Origin of the sequence: Halosimplex rubrum (assembly GCF_013415885.1) — an archaeon.
Lineage (GTDB): Archaea > Halobacteriota > Halobacteria > Halobacteriales > Haloarculaceae > Halosimplex > Halosimplex rubrum.
The window spans coordinates 4,149,951-4,165,581 of the sequence record NZ_CP058910.1; the positions used below are offsets into that span (position 1 = coordinate 4,149,951).

The 15,631-nt window shown below is 69.0% G+C and carries 17 protein-coding genes; 6 read left to right on the forward strand and 11 right to left on the reverse strand.

From position 1 onward, the window contains the following. Nucleotides 1–67 precede the first annotated feature (67 nt). Nucleotides 68–1,546: a single-stranded DNA binding protein gene (locus HZS55_RS20880; protein ID WP_179909460.1), complete on the reverse strand. Its 1,479-nt coding sequence runs from the start codon at nt 1,544–1,546 to the stop codon at nt 68–70. Nucleotides 1,547–1,798: 252 nt separating this feature from the next. Between HZS55_RS20880 and HZS55_RS20885 the strand changes: the two genes are divergently transcribed. The 3 genes from HZS55_RS20885 to HZS55_RS20895 all read left to right on the forward strand — a co-directional run bounded on the left by HZS55_RS20885 (nt 1,799) and on the right by HZS55_RS20895 (nt 3,865). Further along, nucleotides 1,799–2,380 (forward strand): rhomboid family intramembrane serine protease, encoded by a 582-nt coding sequence (locus HZS55_RS20885; protein ID WP_246308318.1) that lies wholly within the window; start codon nt 1,799–1,801, stop codon nt 2,378–2,380. A gap of 68 nt (nt 2,381–2,448) precedes the next feature. After that, complete coding sequence (locus HZS55_RS20890; protein WP_179909462.1) at nt 2,449–3,084, forward strand: IS6 family transposase; 636 nt, start codon at nt 2,449–2,451, stop codon at nt 3,082–3,084. A 55-nt stretch (nt 3,085–3,139) separates the two neighbouring features. Then, nucleotides 3,140–3,865, forward strand: a complete 726-nt coding sequence (locus tag HZS55_RS20895) for a hypothetical protein (RefSeq protein ID WP_179909463.1) — start codon at nt 3,140–3,142, stop codon at nt 3,863–3,865. A 37-nt stretch (nt 3,866–3,902) separates the two neighbouring features. Here the strand turns inward: HZS55_RS20895 and HZS55_RS20900 are convergent, their stop codons facing one another. The 6 genes from HZS55_RS20900 to HZS55_RS20925 all read right to left on the reverse strand — a co-directional run bounded on the left by HZS55_RS20900 (nt 3,903) and on the right by HZS55_RS20925 (nt 9,962). Next, a complete protein-coding gene (locus tag HZS55_RS20900; RefSeq protein WP_179909464.1) occupies nt 3,903–4,430 on the reverse strand; it encodes a hypothetical protein in 528 nt (175 codons plus the stop codon). After that, nucleotides 4,427–4,960, reverse strand: a complete 534-nt coding sequence (locus HZS55_RS20905) for a DUF7437 domain-containing protein (protein ID WP_179909465.1) — start codon at nt 4,958–4,960, stop codon at nt 4,427–4,429. The genes HZS55_RS20900 and HZS55_RS20905 overlap by 4 nt, the downstream gene beginning before the upstream one ends. A gap of 276 nt (nt 4,961–5,236) precedes the next feature. Continuing rightward, on the reverse strand, nt 5,237–6,439 hold the full coding sequence (locus HZS55_RS20910; protein WP_179909466.1) for an ABC transporter ATP-binding protein: 1,203 nt from the start codon (nt 6,437–6,439) through the stop codon (nt 5,237–5,239). Nucleotides 6,440–6,443: 4 nt separating this feature from the next. Beyond that, nucleotides 6,444–7,394, reverse strand: a complete 951-nt coding sequence (locus HZS55_RS20915; RefSeq protein ID WP_179909467.1) for a carbohydrate ABC transporter permease — start codon at nt 7,392–7,394, stop codon at nt 6,444–6,446. Further along, entirely contained in the window at nt 7,394–8,371 is a 978-nt protein-coding gene (locus HZS55_RS20920; protein ID WP_179909468.1) for a carbohydrate ABC transporter permease, read from the reverse strand. Before HZS55_RS20920 ends, HZS55_RS20915 begins: the two co-directional genes overlap by 1 nt. A 1-nt stretch (nt 8,372) precedes the next feature. After that, the gene (locus HZS55_RS20925) at nt 8,373–9,962 is read right to left on the reverse strand and encodes an extracellular solute-binding protein (RefSeq protein ID WP_179909469.1); all 1,590 of its coding nucleotides are present in this window, start codon (nt 9,960–9,962) and stop codon (nt 8,373–8,375) included. Nucleotides 9,963–10,098: 136 nt separating this feature from the next. Here HZS55_RS20925 and HZS55_RS20930 point away from each other — a divergent pair, with 136 nt between their 5' ends. From HZS55_RS20930 to HZS55_RS20940, 3 genes are all read left to right on the forward strand, one after another. Further along, the gene (locus tag HZS55_RS20930; RefSeq protein WP_179909470.1) at nt 10,099–10,800 is read left to right on the forward strand and encodes a glycerophosphodiester phosphodiesterase; all 702 of its coding nucleotides are present in this window, start codon (nt 10,099–10,101) and stop codon (nt 10,798–10,800) included. Between the two features lie 81 nt (nt 10,801–10,881). Then, complete coding sequence (locus HZS55_RS20935) at nt 10,882–11,526, forward strand: hypothetical protein (RefSeq protein WP_179909471.1); 645 nt, start codon at nt 10,882–10,884, stop codon at nt 11,524–11,526. A gap of 21 nt (nt 11,527–11,547) precedes the next feature. Further along, entirely contained in the window at nt 11,548–11,964 is a 417-nt protein-coding gene (locus HZS55_RS20940; protein WP_179909472.1) for a universal stress protein, read from the forward strand. A 63-nt stretch (nt 11,965–12,027) separates the two neighbouring features. Here HZS55_RS20940 and HZS55_RS20945 read toward each other — a convergent pair whose 3' ends face one another. The 4 genes from HZS55_RS20945 to HZS55_RS20960 form a co-directional block, all read right to left on the reverse strand. Further along, nucleotides 12,028–13,143 (reverse strand): metal ABC transporter permease, encoded by a 1,116-nt coding sequence (locus HZS55_RS20945; RefSeq protein WP_179909473.1) that lies wholly within the window; start codon nt 13,141–13,143, stop codon nt 12,028–12,030. Beyond that, nucleotides 13,140–13,964, reverse strand: coding sequence for a metal ABC transporter ATP-binding protein (locus HZS55_RS20950; RefSeq protein WP_179909474.1), 825 nt, complete (start codon nt 13,962–13,964; stop codon nt 13,140–13,142). The genes HZS55_RS20945 and HZS55_RS20950 overlap by 4 nt, the downstream gene beginning before the upstream one ends. Next, nucleotides 13,961–15,040, reverse strand: a complete 1,080-nt coding sequence (locus tag HZS55_RS20955) for a metal ABC transporter substrate-binding protein (protein ID WP_179909475.1) — start codon at nt 15,038–15,040, stop codon at nt 13,961–13,963. The genes HZS55_RS20950 and HZS55_RS20955 overlap by 4 nt, the downstream gene beginning before the upstream one ends. Before the next feature lie 345 nt (nt 15,041–15,385). Then, nucleotides 15,386–15,631 (reverse strand): type II toxin-antitoxin system HicA family toxin, encoded by a 246-nt coding sequence (locus HZS55_RS20960; RefSeq protein WP_179909476.1) that lies wholly within the window; start codon nt 15,629–15,631, stop codon nt 15,386–15,388.

Consider the following 15,631-nt stretch of genomic DNA (forward strand, 5'->3'; position numbering starts at 1 on the left):
CGTCGCGATCCACTGTTGGCACACAATCACGTCGGCAGCGACTGGCCGACAGCGGCCGTCTACGCGGTCAGAACACGTCGTCGGCGTCGAGCCGGTCGTCGACCATCGCGCCGCGGGCGGTCACTTCCTGCCCGAGCGTCAGCGCCGCCCCGGTCTCGACCTGCATCGTCTCCTGGCCGTCGTCGAGGATGACCGGGTCGCCCGTCTGGACGACCGTCCCCGTGAACTCCACCTCCTCCGCGGCGGCCGCCGCTGCCCCGCCGGACGCCGCTCCGTCGGACGCCGCTCCGTCGGACCCGTCTGCGTCGCTCGTCCCCGAGTCGCCGCCGTCACCGTCACCGGTGAACGCGCCGAGTCCGGCGTCCGCGTTCGAACCGCCGTTCCCGCCGTCACCGGCGCCCGTACCGCCAGCCGAGGGCGCGGCCGAGCCCGCACCGGTGTCCTCGTCGAGGACGACCACGGTCGACTGCCAGCCCGCCGACGCCTCCAGGTCGTCCTGCCAGCCGTCCTGGATCTCGGCGTCGGCGACGAACACCTCGTCGCCCGGCGCGATCTCCTTGTCCGCCTTCTCGCCCCACAGCGCGACGCGGATGTCCCCGGTGTCGTCCTGCACGCGGACGTTCCGGACCTGCCCCTCCGAGCCGTCGTCGCGGTCGAAGGTCCGCTTGGGGTCGGCCGACCGGACGACCCCCGCCAGGTCGACCACCTGGTCCATCTCGACGCCCCCGATGGCGTCGGCCTCCGGCGTGAACTCGACCGTCTCGTCGATCTCGTCGATGGCGCCGTGGTCGCCGACGTGCAGTTCGAGGTCGCCCTCGCGCTCGCGGACGTAGCCGTCGACCACCTCGACGGCGGTCCCCGGGTCGAGTTCCGTCGCGCGGTCGGCCCGCTCGTCCCACATCGTCACGCGCACGCGACCGGTCTCGTCGCCCAGCAGGAGGTTCGACACCTTCCCCTCGCTCCCGTCGTCGCGGTCGAACGTCCGGATCGAGTCCGTCTCCAGGACGATCCCCCGGACGTTCACGTCGGACTGGCCCATCGTCAGCGCGTCGACGGTCGACCCCTCGCCCAGCTCCACGTCGATCTCGGCGTCGTCGTCCGGTTCTGCTTTGTCGACCGACACTTCGAGACCGTTGTAGCCGTCCTTCGGTCGGCCGGCGATCCGGAGCACCTGGCCCTCTTCGAGCATCCCCTCGGTGATGGCCTCGGCCTCCTGGTCCCAGAAGGCCAGCCGGACGGTCCCGGTCTCGTCGGCGGCCTCGACGTTGACGACGCGGCCGTCCTCGTCCTCGCCGTCCCGTTCGAACGTGCGCAGGTCGCCGATCGAGACCACCTTCGCGAGGAACTTCACCTCCTCCATCCCCGGTTCGATGTCCGCGACGGTGTCGACCTCCCCTTCGTTGAGCTCGTGGGCGATCAGCATCGCCGCCGTCTCCTCGTCCGCGAGCCCGCCCATCTGCTCGACCTTCTGTTCGACGGCCTCGCGGAACTCCTCCTCGGAGACGTCCGTATCGAGATCCGCGTAGACCTCCTCGATCGCTCCCATTAGTATAGCCGTTGGCATGGTTGCGCTCCGCTTAAGCGTTGTCGTTGCCTCGCTACCCCGCTCGCGTCGCTCGATTTCGGCGCGGCGCCGAACGACGGTCTCTCCGCCGCTGGGACCGGTTCCGCCACCGCCGTCGCGTTCATAGCACGGACTGGTCGGACCCTCCGATATAAAGTTGCGGACGGACGACCGCTCGTCGTCGGCGTCCCCGACGGCCGATCCTTCTTGTAGTCGGTGACCCAACGCACGGTCGTGTCCCGGAGTCCGACCCTGACGCTGGTCGTCGCCTTCGTCGCCGTCTTCCTCGTCCAGCGCGTCGTGGCGCTGCTGCAGATCCCCTTCGCGTTCGCGCTCGCGCCGCCGGTCGGCGACCGACCGTGGACGCTCCTCACCAGCGTCTACGCCCACCTCTCGGTCGGCCACCTGCTTGCCAACGTCGCCGTCCTCCTGCTGGTCGGGCTGTACCTCGAACGCCGGACCTCGCGGCTGCGCTTTCACGCCTTCTTCCTCGCGACCGGCGCGCTCGCCGGGCTCGCCGAGGTGTGGGTCAGCGGCCTGCTCGGCCCCGGCCCCGGCGTCGCGGTGCTGGGCGCCAGCGGCGGCATCGCCGGGCTGGTCGGGTACGTGCTGGCGGGCAACCGCATGAGCGACACGCTGCTGGACCGGACGCCGCTGTCCCCGCGAGCGCAACTCGGCGTGTTCGTCGTCGTCGCCGGCGCCGTCACCGTCGTCACCGCCGGCCCCGGCGTCGCCCTGATCGCCCACTTCACCGGGCTGCTGATCGGGCTGGCTGCGGGGCGCGCGCACCTGTTGCGGCCGTCCGGGTCGGTGTGAGCGTCCCGGCGGGCCGCGGTGTTCAGATAAGGTTTGAAAGGTGAGGCGTAGCGTTTTCTGAGTGATTCATGCCCGAAAACGCTAGCCTCGGCGGTAATCTCGACCAATTCGACTTAGATTTTGTGGATCGAGAAGCGACACCGCGACTGTTGATGAAGCTGAGTATTCAGTTGCATCTGGCTGGACTCTCACTTTCGAATACTGTTTCTGTTCTTGATGTATTCGGTGTCAAACGTGCTCGTTCAACTGTTCATAATTGGGTTCACAAGGCTGATTTACAGCCCGAAGGTGGACACTCACCGGATCACGTCGCGGTTGACGAGACCGTGATCCGACTCAACGACGAGCAGTATTGGCTGTACGCTGCTGTCGATCCGGAAACGAACAAACTGCTGCATACAAAGCTGAGACCAACTACAACGAAGGTTCTTGCTCAGTCATTTCTCGCCGAGCTCAGCGAGAAACACGACGTTGACGATGCCGTGTTTCTCGTCGATGGCTCCAAATCGTTACAAGCTGCGTGTCACCGACATGGCTTCGATTTCAGATACGAAAAACATGGAAATCGGAACGCTGTTGAACGTGTCTTTAGAGAAATAAAGCGGCGAACTATATGCTTCTCAAACTGTTTCAGCAACGCCGAAACAGAAACAGCTGACGATTGGCTCAGATCGTTCAGCTTCGCATGGAATCAGCTTATCTGAACACGATGCGGCGGGCCGGCCGAACCTATTTCCAACTGGAGCGACACGTCGGACCGTGACACCGACTCGTCGGAGTCTCTTGCGAACCGTCGGGACCGGCTCGCTCGCCGGCCTCACTGGCTGCGGCGCCATCGGCGGACGGACGGCCACACCCGACTGCGACGTGGCCTGCTTCGAGAGCGACCGCGAGCGCGCCGACGACGGCCCCGACAGCCTCACGCTCACCCACGTCGCCGGTCGGGACCTGTCCGCCGGGGAAGTCGCCGTCTCCGGGGTCGCGTTCGACTGGCCGCCCGCCCGCGAGTCCGGTTTCACCTACTCGTGGGCCGAGCTGGCCGATGTAGGCCCCAAAGACGGGATCGCCGGCCGGTCGCTGGTCGTCGAGCCTGCGCTGGTCGACGCCGTCCGGATCTCGTGGATTCGCGACGGCGAACCGGTCGAACTCGGCGCGTTCCGCGTGGCGGACTGCGAGCGCGGCGTGGCCTGTTTCGAGGCCATCCACCGGGGTGCCGACGACGCGCTGGACCGGTTGACCGTCCGCCACGTCGACGGCCAGGATCTGCCCGCCGAGGAGGTGTTCCTGACCGGCGTCGCCGAGGAGTACCCGCCCGACCCCGAGACCGGTCGGACGGTCGCCTGGCACGAACTGAGCGACCTGGCGCCCGGCGACGGCATCGCCGGCGCGACGGTCCAAGCGAAGCTCGGCCTCGTCGAGCGAGTTTCCGTGCTGTGGCGCCGCGGCGGCGAGGAGTCCGCCGTCGAGTCCTTCCAGTTGTACTAGTCGTCGATCGCCCGTGGGGCGGTACGAACCCCCTATCTCACAGAAAATCCGCCGCTGTCACGCTCTCCAGATACGACTCGCTGACGTACCGGTATTCGATCTGTCCCTCGAACCCGTGCTCTGGAAGTAACCGCTCGGCCGCCCGTCCAGCCGGTCTGTCCGTCGTCAGGAGGTCGACACCCTCTGCGTCACCGCCGTCGAGTAACTGGGCGGCGAGGCCGACCAGTGCCGTATCCGCCTTTTCGATACCGTCTTCCTCACGCCCGGTTTCGTTCGCGATCACTCGCCGCGCGTCGTCCATGACCGTCGAGACGAGTGGGTTCGCGTAGTCGAGTTCCGCGGCGACGACGATCCATCCTTCCTCAAAGCCCGTCGAACACGGGATATCTCCGGACGGGTACTCGTCGGCGATCGAGTCACCGCCGAGTTCTTCGTACACGCGCCGCGGCACGCTGAGCGTAACGCCAGCCCGACAGACCGCCCCGCGCAGCCGCTGGAACTTGTCGTTGTCGGGGCCACCACAGCGGACGAAAACGCCGGTATCGGCGACGTAGGCGGTCGTCATTCTCCGACGGCGTAGGTTTCGACGACCGGTTCGAGCGCCTGCAAGACGATCTCGGCTTCGAGCGGTGAGACGTCGAGTTCGCGGGCCGCGATGCGGGCGTTGACCGAGCCCTCGACGTACTCGGCGGCGTAATCGAGCGCCTGAGCGAGGCCGTCGAGGCCGTGACGGTCGACGAAGGTGTCGATGTCGCCGTCGTCCTCGCGACGCGCGACGGCCGCGATCAACGCCGGAGCGATGGTTCGGGAGTTCCCGTCCGTCGTCAGCGTGAGCGTGACTGGCTCGGCGGCGTACTCGCACGGCCGCTGGTCGCGGACCTTCTCGACGAGGCCGGCAGTCTCCAGTTTCTCGACGTAGTCGTACGCCGTTCCCTGCGGCACGCCGAGATCCTCGACGAGGTCGGCGACGGTCACCGGACCATCATCGAGAATGTGAGCGTAGATCCGGGCCAGTGCGGGCGTCTCCAACACGTCGACCACAGTCTGGAGGTGTCGGATCGGCGGGTGGCTCGACCCCGTCGGGGACTTCGCCATCTCGGTTACGAATTGCAGATAATTCGTGATAAGGGTTCCGGCGGTCGGGGGAACCGTCGGCGGGACGACAATTCAATACAGCTGCTTCTCCTTCTCCTCGCGCTCCCGTTCGCGCTCCTGCTCGGCCTTCGACTCCCGGCGACGGGCGATCCACTCCCGCACACCCGGAACGTACGTCCGGCGCATGTCGCGGGCGAACGCCCAGATGCCGTAGACCCAGAAAAAAAAACAGCAGGGTCCCCATGCCGAAGTACAGCCAGGTGGCGGTCGAGACCATCAGGTCTCCTCCCGGGCGCCGGGGTGGCCGCCGCCCATCGCCTCCGAGCGGAGGATGTCGTGGCAGACCGCGTCGCCGGTCTCCGTGTCGAAGACGTGGATCTTCCGGCGGTCGAGGACGACCTCGATGTCCTCGTCGCCGGCCAGGTCGCTGTCGGGCTCGACGCTCATCAGCAGTTCGTCGGCGCCGTGGGCGCTGGCGGCGCCGCTGGTACCGGTGTCGGCGCCGGCGGCGTCCTCGCCGCGCAGGACGAGGTAGACGAATATCTGGTCGCCCATCGGTTCGAGCACGTCCGTCCGGGCGCGGATGCGCCGGGTGGGGTTGGCGAGTTCGCCGGCCTCGCTGGCGGGGTAGACGTCCTCGGGGCGGACGCCGATGGTCACGTCGTCGCCCTCGACGAGTTCGGGGACCTGCGCGGGGTCGAACGCCACGTCGAACCCCTCGGTCCGTATCTCCTCGGCCTCGACGGTCCCCTCGACGAAGTTCATGCCGGGCGAGCCGATGAACCCCGCGACGAACAGGTTCGCCGGCTCGTCGTAACACACCAGCGGCGGCGCGATCTGCTGGAGGTGGCCCTCGTTCATGACGGCGATGCGGTCGGACATCGTCATCGCCTCGGCCTGGTCGTGGGTGACGTAGATGATGGTCGTGTCTAGTTCCTTGTGGAGGCGCTGGAGTTCCGTGCGCATGTGGACCCGGAGCTTGGCGTCGAGGTTGGCCAGCGGCTCGTCCATGAGGAAGACGGCGGGTTCGCGGACGATGGCGCGGCCGATGGCGACCCGCTGGCGCTGGCCGCCCGAGAGCTCGTCGGGCATCCGGTCGAGCAGCTCCTCGATCTGGAGGATCTCGGCGGCGCGCTCGACGCGGCGGTCGATCTCGTCGCCGTCGAAGTCGCGCAGCCGGAGCCCGAAGCTCATGTTGTCGTGGACGTCCATGTGGGGGAACAGCGCGATATTTTGAAAGACCATCGCGATGTCGCGGTCTTTCGGCGGTTTCGTCGTCACGTCGTCGCCGGCGATGGTGATCGTCCCCTCGCTGGGGATGGTGAGGCCGGCGATGGTTTCGAGCGTGGTCGACTTGCCACACCCCGAGGGGCCGACGAGCGTGACGAACTCGCCGTCCTCGATGTCGAGATTCATGTCGTCGACCGCCGTGACGTCCGCGTAGCGTTTCGTGACGTGTTCGAGTCTGACTTCTCCCATTGTGTTACTCCTTGAGTGCGCCCGCAGTGAGTCCGCTGACGATGCGCTCCTGGGCGATCACGACGAGGATCACCACGGGGAGGACGCCGACGATACTCGCCGCCGCCATCAGGTTGTAGAAGGCCTGATACTGGCCCTGGTAGTTGACGACGCCCCAGACGATGGGCGCCCAGTTCTGTGCCTGCCCGTCGGTCATCAGGAACGAGATGAAAAACTCGTTGTAGACGCCGATGAAGGTGAGGACGCCGGCCGTGGCGACCCCCGGCGCCGACAGCGGGATGATCACGCGAAAGAGGGCGCCGATGCGGGTGGCGCCCTCGACGCGGGCCGCGTCCTCCAGCCCGTCGGGGATCTGGCTGTAGAAGGTCGTGAGGATGAAAATAGAGAGGGGGAGAAAGAGCGCGCTGAACGGCGTCACCATCGCCCCGGGCGTGTTGAACCAGTTCGGGCTCGATATCGTCCCGACGGCGGGGAGCGTGAGGATCTCGACGTTGCCCGTGAAGAACTGGAAGAGGGGGATGATAAAGGCCGCCGGCGGGAAGTAGGAGATGGCCAGCAGCACGAGCAACAGGGCGGTCTTGCCGCGGAACTGCAGGCGGCCGAAGGCGTAGCCGGCGAAGCTGGCGACGAGGAGGACGATGAGCGTCGTCGTCAGCGCGATGACGATGCTGTTGAACATGTAGACGTGGAACGGCAGCCGCTGGAACATCTCGACGAACGAGGCGGGGTTGAACCCGTTGGGCAGCAGGCCGATGTCGGTCATCCGGTCGCCGGGCGTCAGCGCCAGCACGAGCAGCCAGTAGAAGGGAAACAGCGTCGTCACGAGGAAGAAAACCGTGACGACGTAGAACAGGAACTGGTAGGCGTCGCCGGGGTTGCGGATGGCCGCCCGGGTGCGCTGGGCGATCGGGCCGTCGTCGTCGCTTTCGCTCTCCTCGACCGTCTGGGGGGCCATCAGGCGCCCACCTCCAGGTCGGCGAACTTGACGATGTACACCAGCGCGACCAGGGCGACGATGCCGGCGGTGATGAACGCGACGGCGGCGGAGGTGGCGTAGCGTCCCGACCGGAAGGTAGAGACGACCAGGCAGGTCAGCGACGGCAGGGTCGAACAGCCGCCGGTCGTCTCGATGATACCGTAGACGCGCATCGACTGGATGGTCCGGAACAGCAGCGCCACGAGGAGCGCCGGCAGCACCAGCGGGAAGGTGATGTAGCGGAACTGCTGGACCCTCGAGGCGCCGGCCACCTTCGCCACGTCGTAGAGGCTGCGGTCGACGCTCTGGAGGCCGGCGAGGATGAGCAGCGCCATGAACGCCGAGGTCTTCCACACGTCGGCGACGATGACGATGATCAGCGTGTCGGTGGTGTTGATCAGCGGGTTCGCCGAGAACACGCCCAGGCTCTGCATCACGTCGGTGCCGACGCCGATCCCCGGCTGGAAGAACAGCCAGAAGATGAGCCCCTGGATGGCGATGGGCACCGCCCACGGGATGAGGATCGCGACGCGGACCCACCGGCGCCCGCGGAAGCTCTGGTCGAGGACGAGCGCCTGCCCGAAGCCGATGACCGTCTCCAGGGTGACCGCGATGGCCACGTAGATGAGCGTCACCGTGAGCGCGCTCTGGAACGGCTGGCCGAAGTCGAGGAAGGGGCTGCCGAGGACGGCGTTTCGCTCGCCGGTCAGCAGTTCGACGTAGTTCTCGAAGCCGACGAACTCGCCGACGTACTCCGCCGAGAACAGGGCGTCGGCGCGCAGCGACATCTCGAAGGTGCTGACCAGCGGCCACAGCGCCATCGTCGAGACGAGCAACAGCGTGGGCACGAGGAGGACGTACGCGAACCCCTGTTCGGAGAGACGCTCGGTCCAGTTGGCCGGGGCGACCGCCGCCGACCGCAGGCGGCCGCGGCCGTGTTCGTCGCTGGTCGCCATGTTAGACGCTCTGTTCGAGTTCTTCGAGGCTCCCCGCGAGCGCGGACATCGCCTCTTCTGGGGCCTGCTGCTGGGCGATCACCGCGTTGACGCGACTGGCGATCTGCGAGGACTGGTCGGGCCAGACGACCGTCACCGGCCGCGGGATGGCGTTCTCGCCGGCCACCCGGAGCGTCTCCAGGTGGGGGCCCCACGGGTCCACGTCGCCGACGTTCTCGGGGTCGAACAGCCGCCGGTCGCCGGTGAGGTAGCCGAGTTCGCTGAACTGGAACGTCCGGAAGCTCTGCTGCATCGTCGCCTCGATCACCTGGACCGCCGCGTCGACGTTCTGTGAGTTGGGGTTGACGGTGAGGTGCCACCCGCCCAGCGCCGAGGCGGTGCCGCCGATCCCCTCGTATTCGGACTCCTCCTGGCTGACCGCGTAGGGGATCGGCATCGTCCCCAGGTCGTCCGGCGAGAGGTCGCCGGACTCCTCGAAGGCGGTCGCCGCCTCGAAGATGCCGCTGGGCCAGTACCGCAGGGCGACGGCGTTGCCGTTCGTAAAGGGCGACAGCGACGGCCCCTCCGTCCACTCGAGGACGGCGTTGGGCGAGATCTGCCGGTAGCCGTCCAGCGCCTGCTCGTCGTCGGAGCCGTGGATGAGCGCCCGGACCATCCGCAGCGCCTGGTGGACGGGCTCCTCGTTCACCGTGACCGGGCGGTCGCCGACGGGGCCAAAGAGGGTATCCCGGCCGCCGAAGTAGGCGCCGCCCCAGGTGCTCATGAACTCGTTGAACGTGCAGCAGGCGAGGCCGACGTAGTCGGTCCCCTGCCAGTTGAAGCCGTACTCCACGTCGGCGTTGCCGTGGGTCTCGGCGATGACCTCCGAGAACCGCTGCCAGGTCATCGGCTCGGTCCCCCAGTTGTTCCCCTCGGGGTCGAAGCCCGCGTCGGTCACCAGGTCCTGCCGGTACTGGATCGTCGGGAAGCCGACCTGCCAGGGGACGCCGTACAGCTCGCCACGCGGGCCGCCTCCCATCCCGGTCCCGGTGTCGGTGTCGCCCCCGCCGCCGCCGACCGCCTGGGCGGGCGCGCGGGCGCTCTCCAGGGGCGCCTCGAAGTAGTGCTCGTCGAGCATCGACTGGGCCTCCTGGGAGAGCCGCTCGCTGAGGTTGACGAGCTGGTCGCGGACGATGAAGGGGATCGTCCACCCGCTGTCCATCCGGAACACGTCCGGCGTCTCGCGGCCGGCGTTGAGCCAGCTGCGGTACTGGGCCTGCACGTCGCCGGATATCTCCGAGGTCGAGAGGAAGGTCACCTCGATGTCCTCCGAGAGGCCGGCGTCGTACAGCGCCTGGCGGGTGTCCTCGGCCCGGTCGGTGACGTTCGACGGCATCGCCATCTCGACGGTCCCGCCGCCACCGCCGCCACCGCCGTCGCCGCCCGTCCCGTCTCCGGTCCCGTCCGTTCCGTTACCTGCTCCGGGCCCCGCGCCGTCCTGGCAGCCGGCGAGCCCGACCGCGCCGGCCACGCCGACGGCCTTGACGAACCGCCGCCGCGAACTCGACGCTCCGGGCCCACTCTCCGCTCCCGACGATGAGTTCTGGGACATATCTCTCACGATCGATGCTGCCAGACTAAGGTATAGTCCGCCATCCGCTGACACGCTCGGGATAACCGCGGGTTACCGCCGGCCCCGCTGTCGAAACGGTCGCCGCCGATTTGATGACGGGTGCCCGACATACCGCATGGAACTCGTCGGTCACCGGGGTTGCCCCGACCACGGTCCGGAGAACACCGCCCGGGCGGTCGCGTCGGCCGCGCGCCACCTCCCCGCCGTCGAGGTCGACCTCCGGCGCTGCGGCTCGGGCGAACTCGTCGCCGCCCACGACGAGCGCGTCGACGGCTTCACCGACGGGACCGGCCGCGTCGCCGACCTCGACCTGGCGGCCTTGCGGGGCCTGCGCGTCGACGGCTCCGACGAGCCCGTCGCCACGTTCGCCGAGATTCTCGACGCCGCCCCCGTCGAAACGACGCTCCACGTCGAACTCAAAGAGCCCGGCCTCTGGCGGGACGTGCAGGCGACGCTGGACCGGACGGACCGGCCGCCCGTTCGCCTCTCGTCGTTCTCGGCGCCGGCGCTGGCCGAGATCGCCCGCTCGGAGTGGGACCCGGAGACGGGCCTGCTGTTCGGCGACCACCCGATCGCGAACCTTGACCTCGCGGCCGCGCTGGACTGCGCGAACGTCCACCCGCCCGCGGGGCTGTGTCTCGACCCCGGCGGTCGCGCCCTCGTCGAGCGAGCCCACGACGCCGGGTTCGGCGTCTACGCCTGGGGACTGGACGCGGCGGCCGGCGACCGGGAGAGTCGGTCGGCGACGGTCCGGGGGCTGGCCGACCGCGGCGTCGACGGCGTGACGACCGACACCTGGGACCTCCCGTCGCCGTAGCGACCGCCTACGGGCCGTAATCCACGCCTAGGCGACCGAACCGACGATACGCTCAAACGGGCGACCGCCGAACCGCGAGCCATGCGACGACTCCGGAGAGCCGACCGGTCGAACGGTGTCCGAGCCGCGCCCGCGGACTCGGTGTCCGGCGGGGAGGAACCGGGAACCGACGACCCGACGCCGGCGACGCTCGCGGAGGCGACGACGGCCGACGGCGAGGCGATGCTCGCCGACCTGGTCGAGGCGGGCGTCGTCGACGCGACCGGTGGCGACGCGCGACTCGCGGCCGACTTCGACGAACACCGGCGGACGGCGGTCGAACGGCTCCGCGCGCTCCCGCCCGACGACCTCGCGGCCGCGACGCTCGCCGTGGCGCCGACCGCGACGAGCGCCGAGGCGGTGACCGAGGGCGAGCGAACGTTCGTCGTGCTCTCGGACGGGTCGAGCGAGCCCGCGGGGGAGGTGTGGCTACGCCGACCCGTCGCGGTCGCCGAGACGGCCGCCGCGCTCGCGCTGGCGGAAACCGCCGACCTCGACGCGGACCGCCGGGCGGTCGCCGCCCACGGCCTCTCCGTCTACCTCGACGACTGCCCGGTCTGCGGGACCGACCTCGAAGCCCGCAAGGCCGGCGGCTGCTGCGGCCCGCCGCGCACCGACGCCGAGGGCCACCCGCTGCGGGCGCTCGTCTGCGTCGACTGCCGGACGCAGTTCGTCGCCTTCGAGTAGCCGCGGCGCCACTCGTCCGGTGTGACCCGCTATCTCCTCGCGACCGCGTCGGTCCACACGACCGCCGCGGCCGCCGACTACCTCGCCGACCGACTCGGCGCCGACGACGAGGTCGTCGTGCTCACGGCTTCGGAGCCCGACCTCGACGCCCGCGACGCCGGCGACGCCGCCAACGTCGCCCGGTCGCGGTTGCTGCCCGCGACCGTCGACGTGCTGGAACGGACGGGCGACCCCGCCGACGAGATCCGAACCGTCCTCGCCGAGCGAGACGCCGACGCGCTCCTGCTCGGGCCGCGCCGGGGTGACCCAGCGGCGAGCGGCGACGGTGACGGCCCGGCCGCCGGTTCCGCGCTCGGCTCGACGGTTCGCGCGCTGCTCGGTGACGTGGCCGTGCCGGTCGTGGTCGTGCCGGTGCCCGAGTCGTCGGAGCCCGCCTGACGCCGCGGTTCCCCTCGCATCGCCGCCGAGTGTCGCGGGAGTCGCCACCGGCGGCCGCGCCGGTCAGTCGTCCTCGGCCGCGAGCCCGATATCGGCGCCGTCGGCCTCGATACTCCCCGTGTCTGGCGTGGTCCGCTCGCCGCGGGCGGACTGGATCTTGCCGACCGCGACGGCACAGACGTAGATCCCCACGGCGAAGAGGACGATGACCCCGCCGGCCGTGACCCCGCCGTAGTAGGCGGCGGCGATGCCCAGCAACACCGCCAGTTCCGCGAGGACGACCGAGACCACGAGCGACTCGGAGAAGCTCCGGGACACCTGGGTCGCACCGGCGACCGGGACCACGAGCATCGCCGCGACGAGGATGACGCCCATGATCTGCATCGCGCCGACGACGACCATCGCCGTCAGCATCACCATCACGCGGTTGTACCAGTTGACGGGGATCCCCGAGACCTCGGCCGCGGTCTCGTCGAAGGTGACGTACAGCAGCTGGTTGCGCGTGACGGCCACCGTCCCGACGATGACGGCGAACAGCACCAGGAGGATGGCCGCGCTCTGTGGCGACACCGTCGAGAGGTTCCCGAAGAGGAACTGGTCGACGCCGACGGCGAGCCCGCCCGCGTTGAGGCTGATGAGGGTCGTTCCCAGCGCGAACCCCGTCGAGAGGACGATCGCCATCGACACGTCGTTGTAGGCGTCGGTGGTCTCGGAGATGAGTTCGATACAGAGCGCGGCGATCATCGCCACGATGACCGCGGTGAGGTACGGCGACACCCCCAGGTCGATGACGGCGTTGAGGAACAGCCCGACGGCGACGCCGGCGAACCCGGTGTGGGCCAGCGCGTCACCGATGAGCGCGAGCTGTCGGTGGACGAGGAAGGTCCCGATGAGCGGCGCCATCACGCCGACGCAGAGCCCGACGAGTATCGCCCGCTGCATGAACCGGAAGCGCGGGTTCAGCATCTCCAGGCCCGTGAGGTAGTACGCCCAGTCCATCAGCCAGTACCACTGCTCTAAGACCCACAGGAGGACGCCGAAGACGAGGTCGCCGACGGCGCCCAGCCCGCCCTGCAGGGGGAGCGCGAGCGACGGGTCCACGACCGACGGGGTCACCAGCGACGGGTCCACGGCGGCGAGGACGGTCGCCGCGAGCGCGGCCGCCGCTCCCGCGCTCATCCGTCGACCCCCGCCAGCGACCGCGCCCCGGGCCCGAACGCACGGGCCAGCGCGTCGCTGTCGACGAACTCGTCGGTCGGCCCGTCGAAGTACACCTCGCGGTTGAGACAGACGACGCGGTCGGCGTGTTCGACGACCGCCCCGAGGTCGTGCTCGATGAGCAGGACGGTGATCCCCTCGGCGTTCAGCGCCGCCAGCAGGTCGTAGAAGGCGTCGACCGACTCGGCGTCGACGCCGACGGTCGGCTCGTCTAAGACGAGCAGGTCGGCCTCGCCCGCCAGCGCCCGCGCGATGAACGCGCGCTGGCGCTGTCCGCCCGACAGCTGCGTGACGCGCCGGTCGGCGAACGCCGTCATCCCGACGGTCGCCAGCGCCTCGTCGACAACGGCCCAGTCCTCGCTCGATAGCCGCCCGAACCCGACGTGGGGGAACCGACCCATCTTCACCACCTCGCGGACGGTGATGGGCATCTCCTTCGCGGCGCTGGCGTGCTGGGAGACGTAGCCGACCCGCTCGCCGTCGTCGAAGCGGTCGGCGCGCTCGCCGAACAGGCGGGCCCGTCCCGCGTCGGGTTCGAGCAGCCCGAGCATCAGCTGCATCAGGGTCGACTTCCCCGAACCGTTCGGGCCCACGACCGCGACGTACTCGCCCGGGTCGACGGCCAGCGACACGTCCTCGACCACCGGCGTCGCCGTGTAGCCGAAGGTGACGCCCGCGAGATCGACGACCGGCTCGCTCGCCGTGGCCTCCGCGTCCGCCGCTGTGGTCGTCCGCTCGTCCGCTCTCTCCGCGGTTCCGGAGTCGATATTCTGCGAGTTCATCTCGGTTCGAAGTTCCGCCACTGTTCGAGCCACTCGGCCGACGGCGCCGCGTTCTCGGGCGTCTCGTTGCCGAGGACGATGTCGAGCGTCGGCATGTTGACGTTGTACGCGATCTCCTCGTAGCCCCAGTTCCGTGCGACCCACTCCTCGTGGACGCCGGCGTACGGCGTCACGGGGAAGTACGCCTCCACGTCCGTCTCGCGGACGAGCTGCTGGGCGGGGCGCTGGGACTCGAAGACGCCGTTGGCGATATACTTGATATCGTTCTCGCGGATGACTCGCTCGGCCTCGCGGATGTCGGCGGGCTTGACGTCGCCGCTCGCCGCGAGGCTGGTCACCAGCGGTCGCATCCGCACGCCGTAGCGCACCCCGAGGTACTGGAAGGCGTTGTGCGCGGCCAGCTGGACGACGTCGCGGCCGGACCGGTCGAAGATGGCCTCGTAGTCCGCGTCGATACGGTCGAGCACGTCGGACTTGTACGTCTCGGCGTTCTCGCGGAGGGCGTCGGCGTGTTCTGGGACGATCTCCGCGAACCCGTCGGCGATGTTGTCGACGGACCGCTTCGCGCGCCGCGGATCCAGCCAGAAGTGCGGGTCCTTCCCGCGCTGGGCGCCGACGCCCTCCTCGTCGCGGTCCAGCGACGCGGCGAGGTCCACCAGTTCGATCCCCTCCCGGACGTTGATCAGCGCCGTGTCCACGCCGTCGCCCTCGATGGTCCGGATAGCTCGGTCGGCCCAGGGCTGGAACTCCTCGCCGACGTGGACGAACGCGTCCGCCTCGATGATGCGCCGGGTGATGCTGGCGTTGGGCTCCCACCCGTGGCCGTGCAACCCCGTCGGGACGAGGTTCTCCACCGTCAGCGGGGTCCCCTCGGCGATCCGTCGGCCGAAGTCGAAGAAGCTGAAAAAGGACGCCACGGCGACCGGCTCGCTCCCGCCGTCGCCGTCGCTCCCGGCCTCGACCGGCGCGCTCGGGAGCGCCGTGCAACCGGCCACACCCGCCAGCATCGCCGCGCCGCCGGCGCGGAGCGCGTCCCGTCGCGTCACTGCCTGTTGGTCGTCTGTATCGTGTGACATGACTTAGCACCAAATCCAAAAATTAGACTTGTCTAATCCATAGTTCGTGAAAGGCACGTTTATATATTTCGGTCAGGGAAACAACTGCTGACGGGGCGCTGGGACGGCGACGGACACCGGCTCGTTCCCGCGGATCGCCGAACCGACGCCTCGGTCGGTACCGCCGTTCGGAGAACGTCGCGGGGGCGGCCGGTGCGGGAACCGTCGGTCCGCTACAGCCGGTCGAGGACGGCTTCGGCGTCGTAGTTGAGGGGTAGCTCCCGCGAGCGGCCCCGCCCCTCCACGTCGGCGTAGCTGGCGGCCGTCGACGTGCCCGTCGTGTCGTGCCACTGGTGGCACTGTAACCTACGCGTGGTCGTCGATCCAGCGGCACCACGCCTCGAACGCTTCGGCGCCGCACTGGTCGGCGATCGAGTGTAGTGTTCCGATCCGAACTTCCGTGTGCATCGGAACGTCTACGTTTCTGACCTCTCCGGTGTCGGCGTTCTCGTACCGGAGTCGAACGTGACTCCCGGATCGGGAGACAGGTTCGTACCCGAAGTCGGTCAGGACAGCGATGATCTCCCGTCCCGAGAACGTCGTCCGCACCAT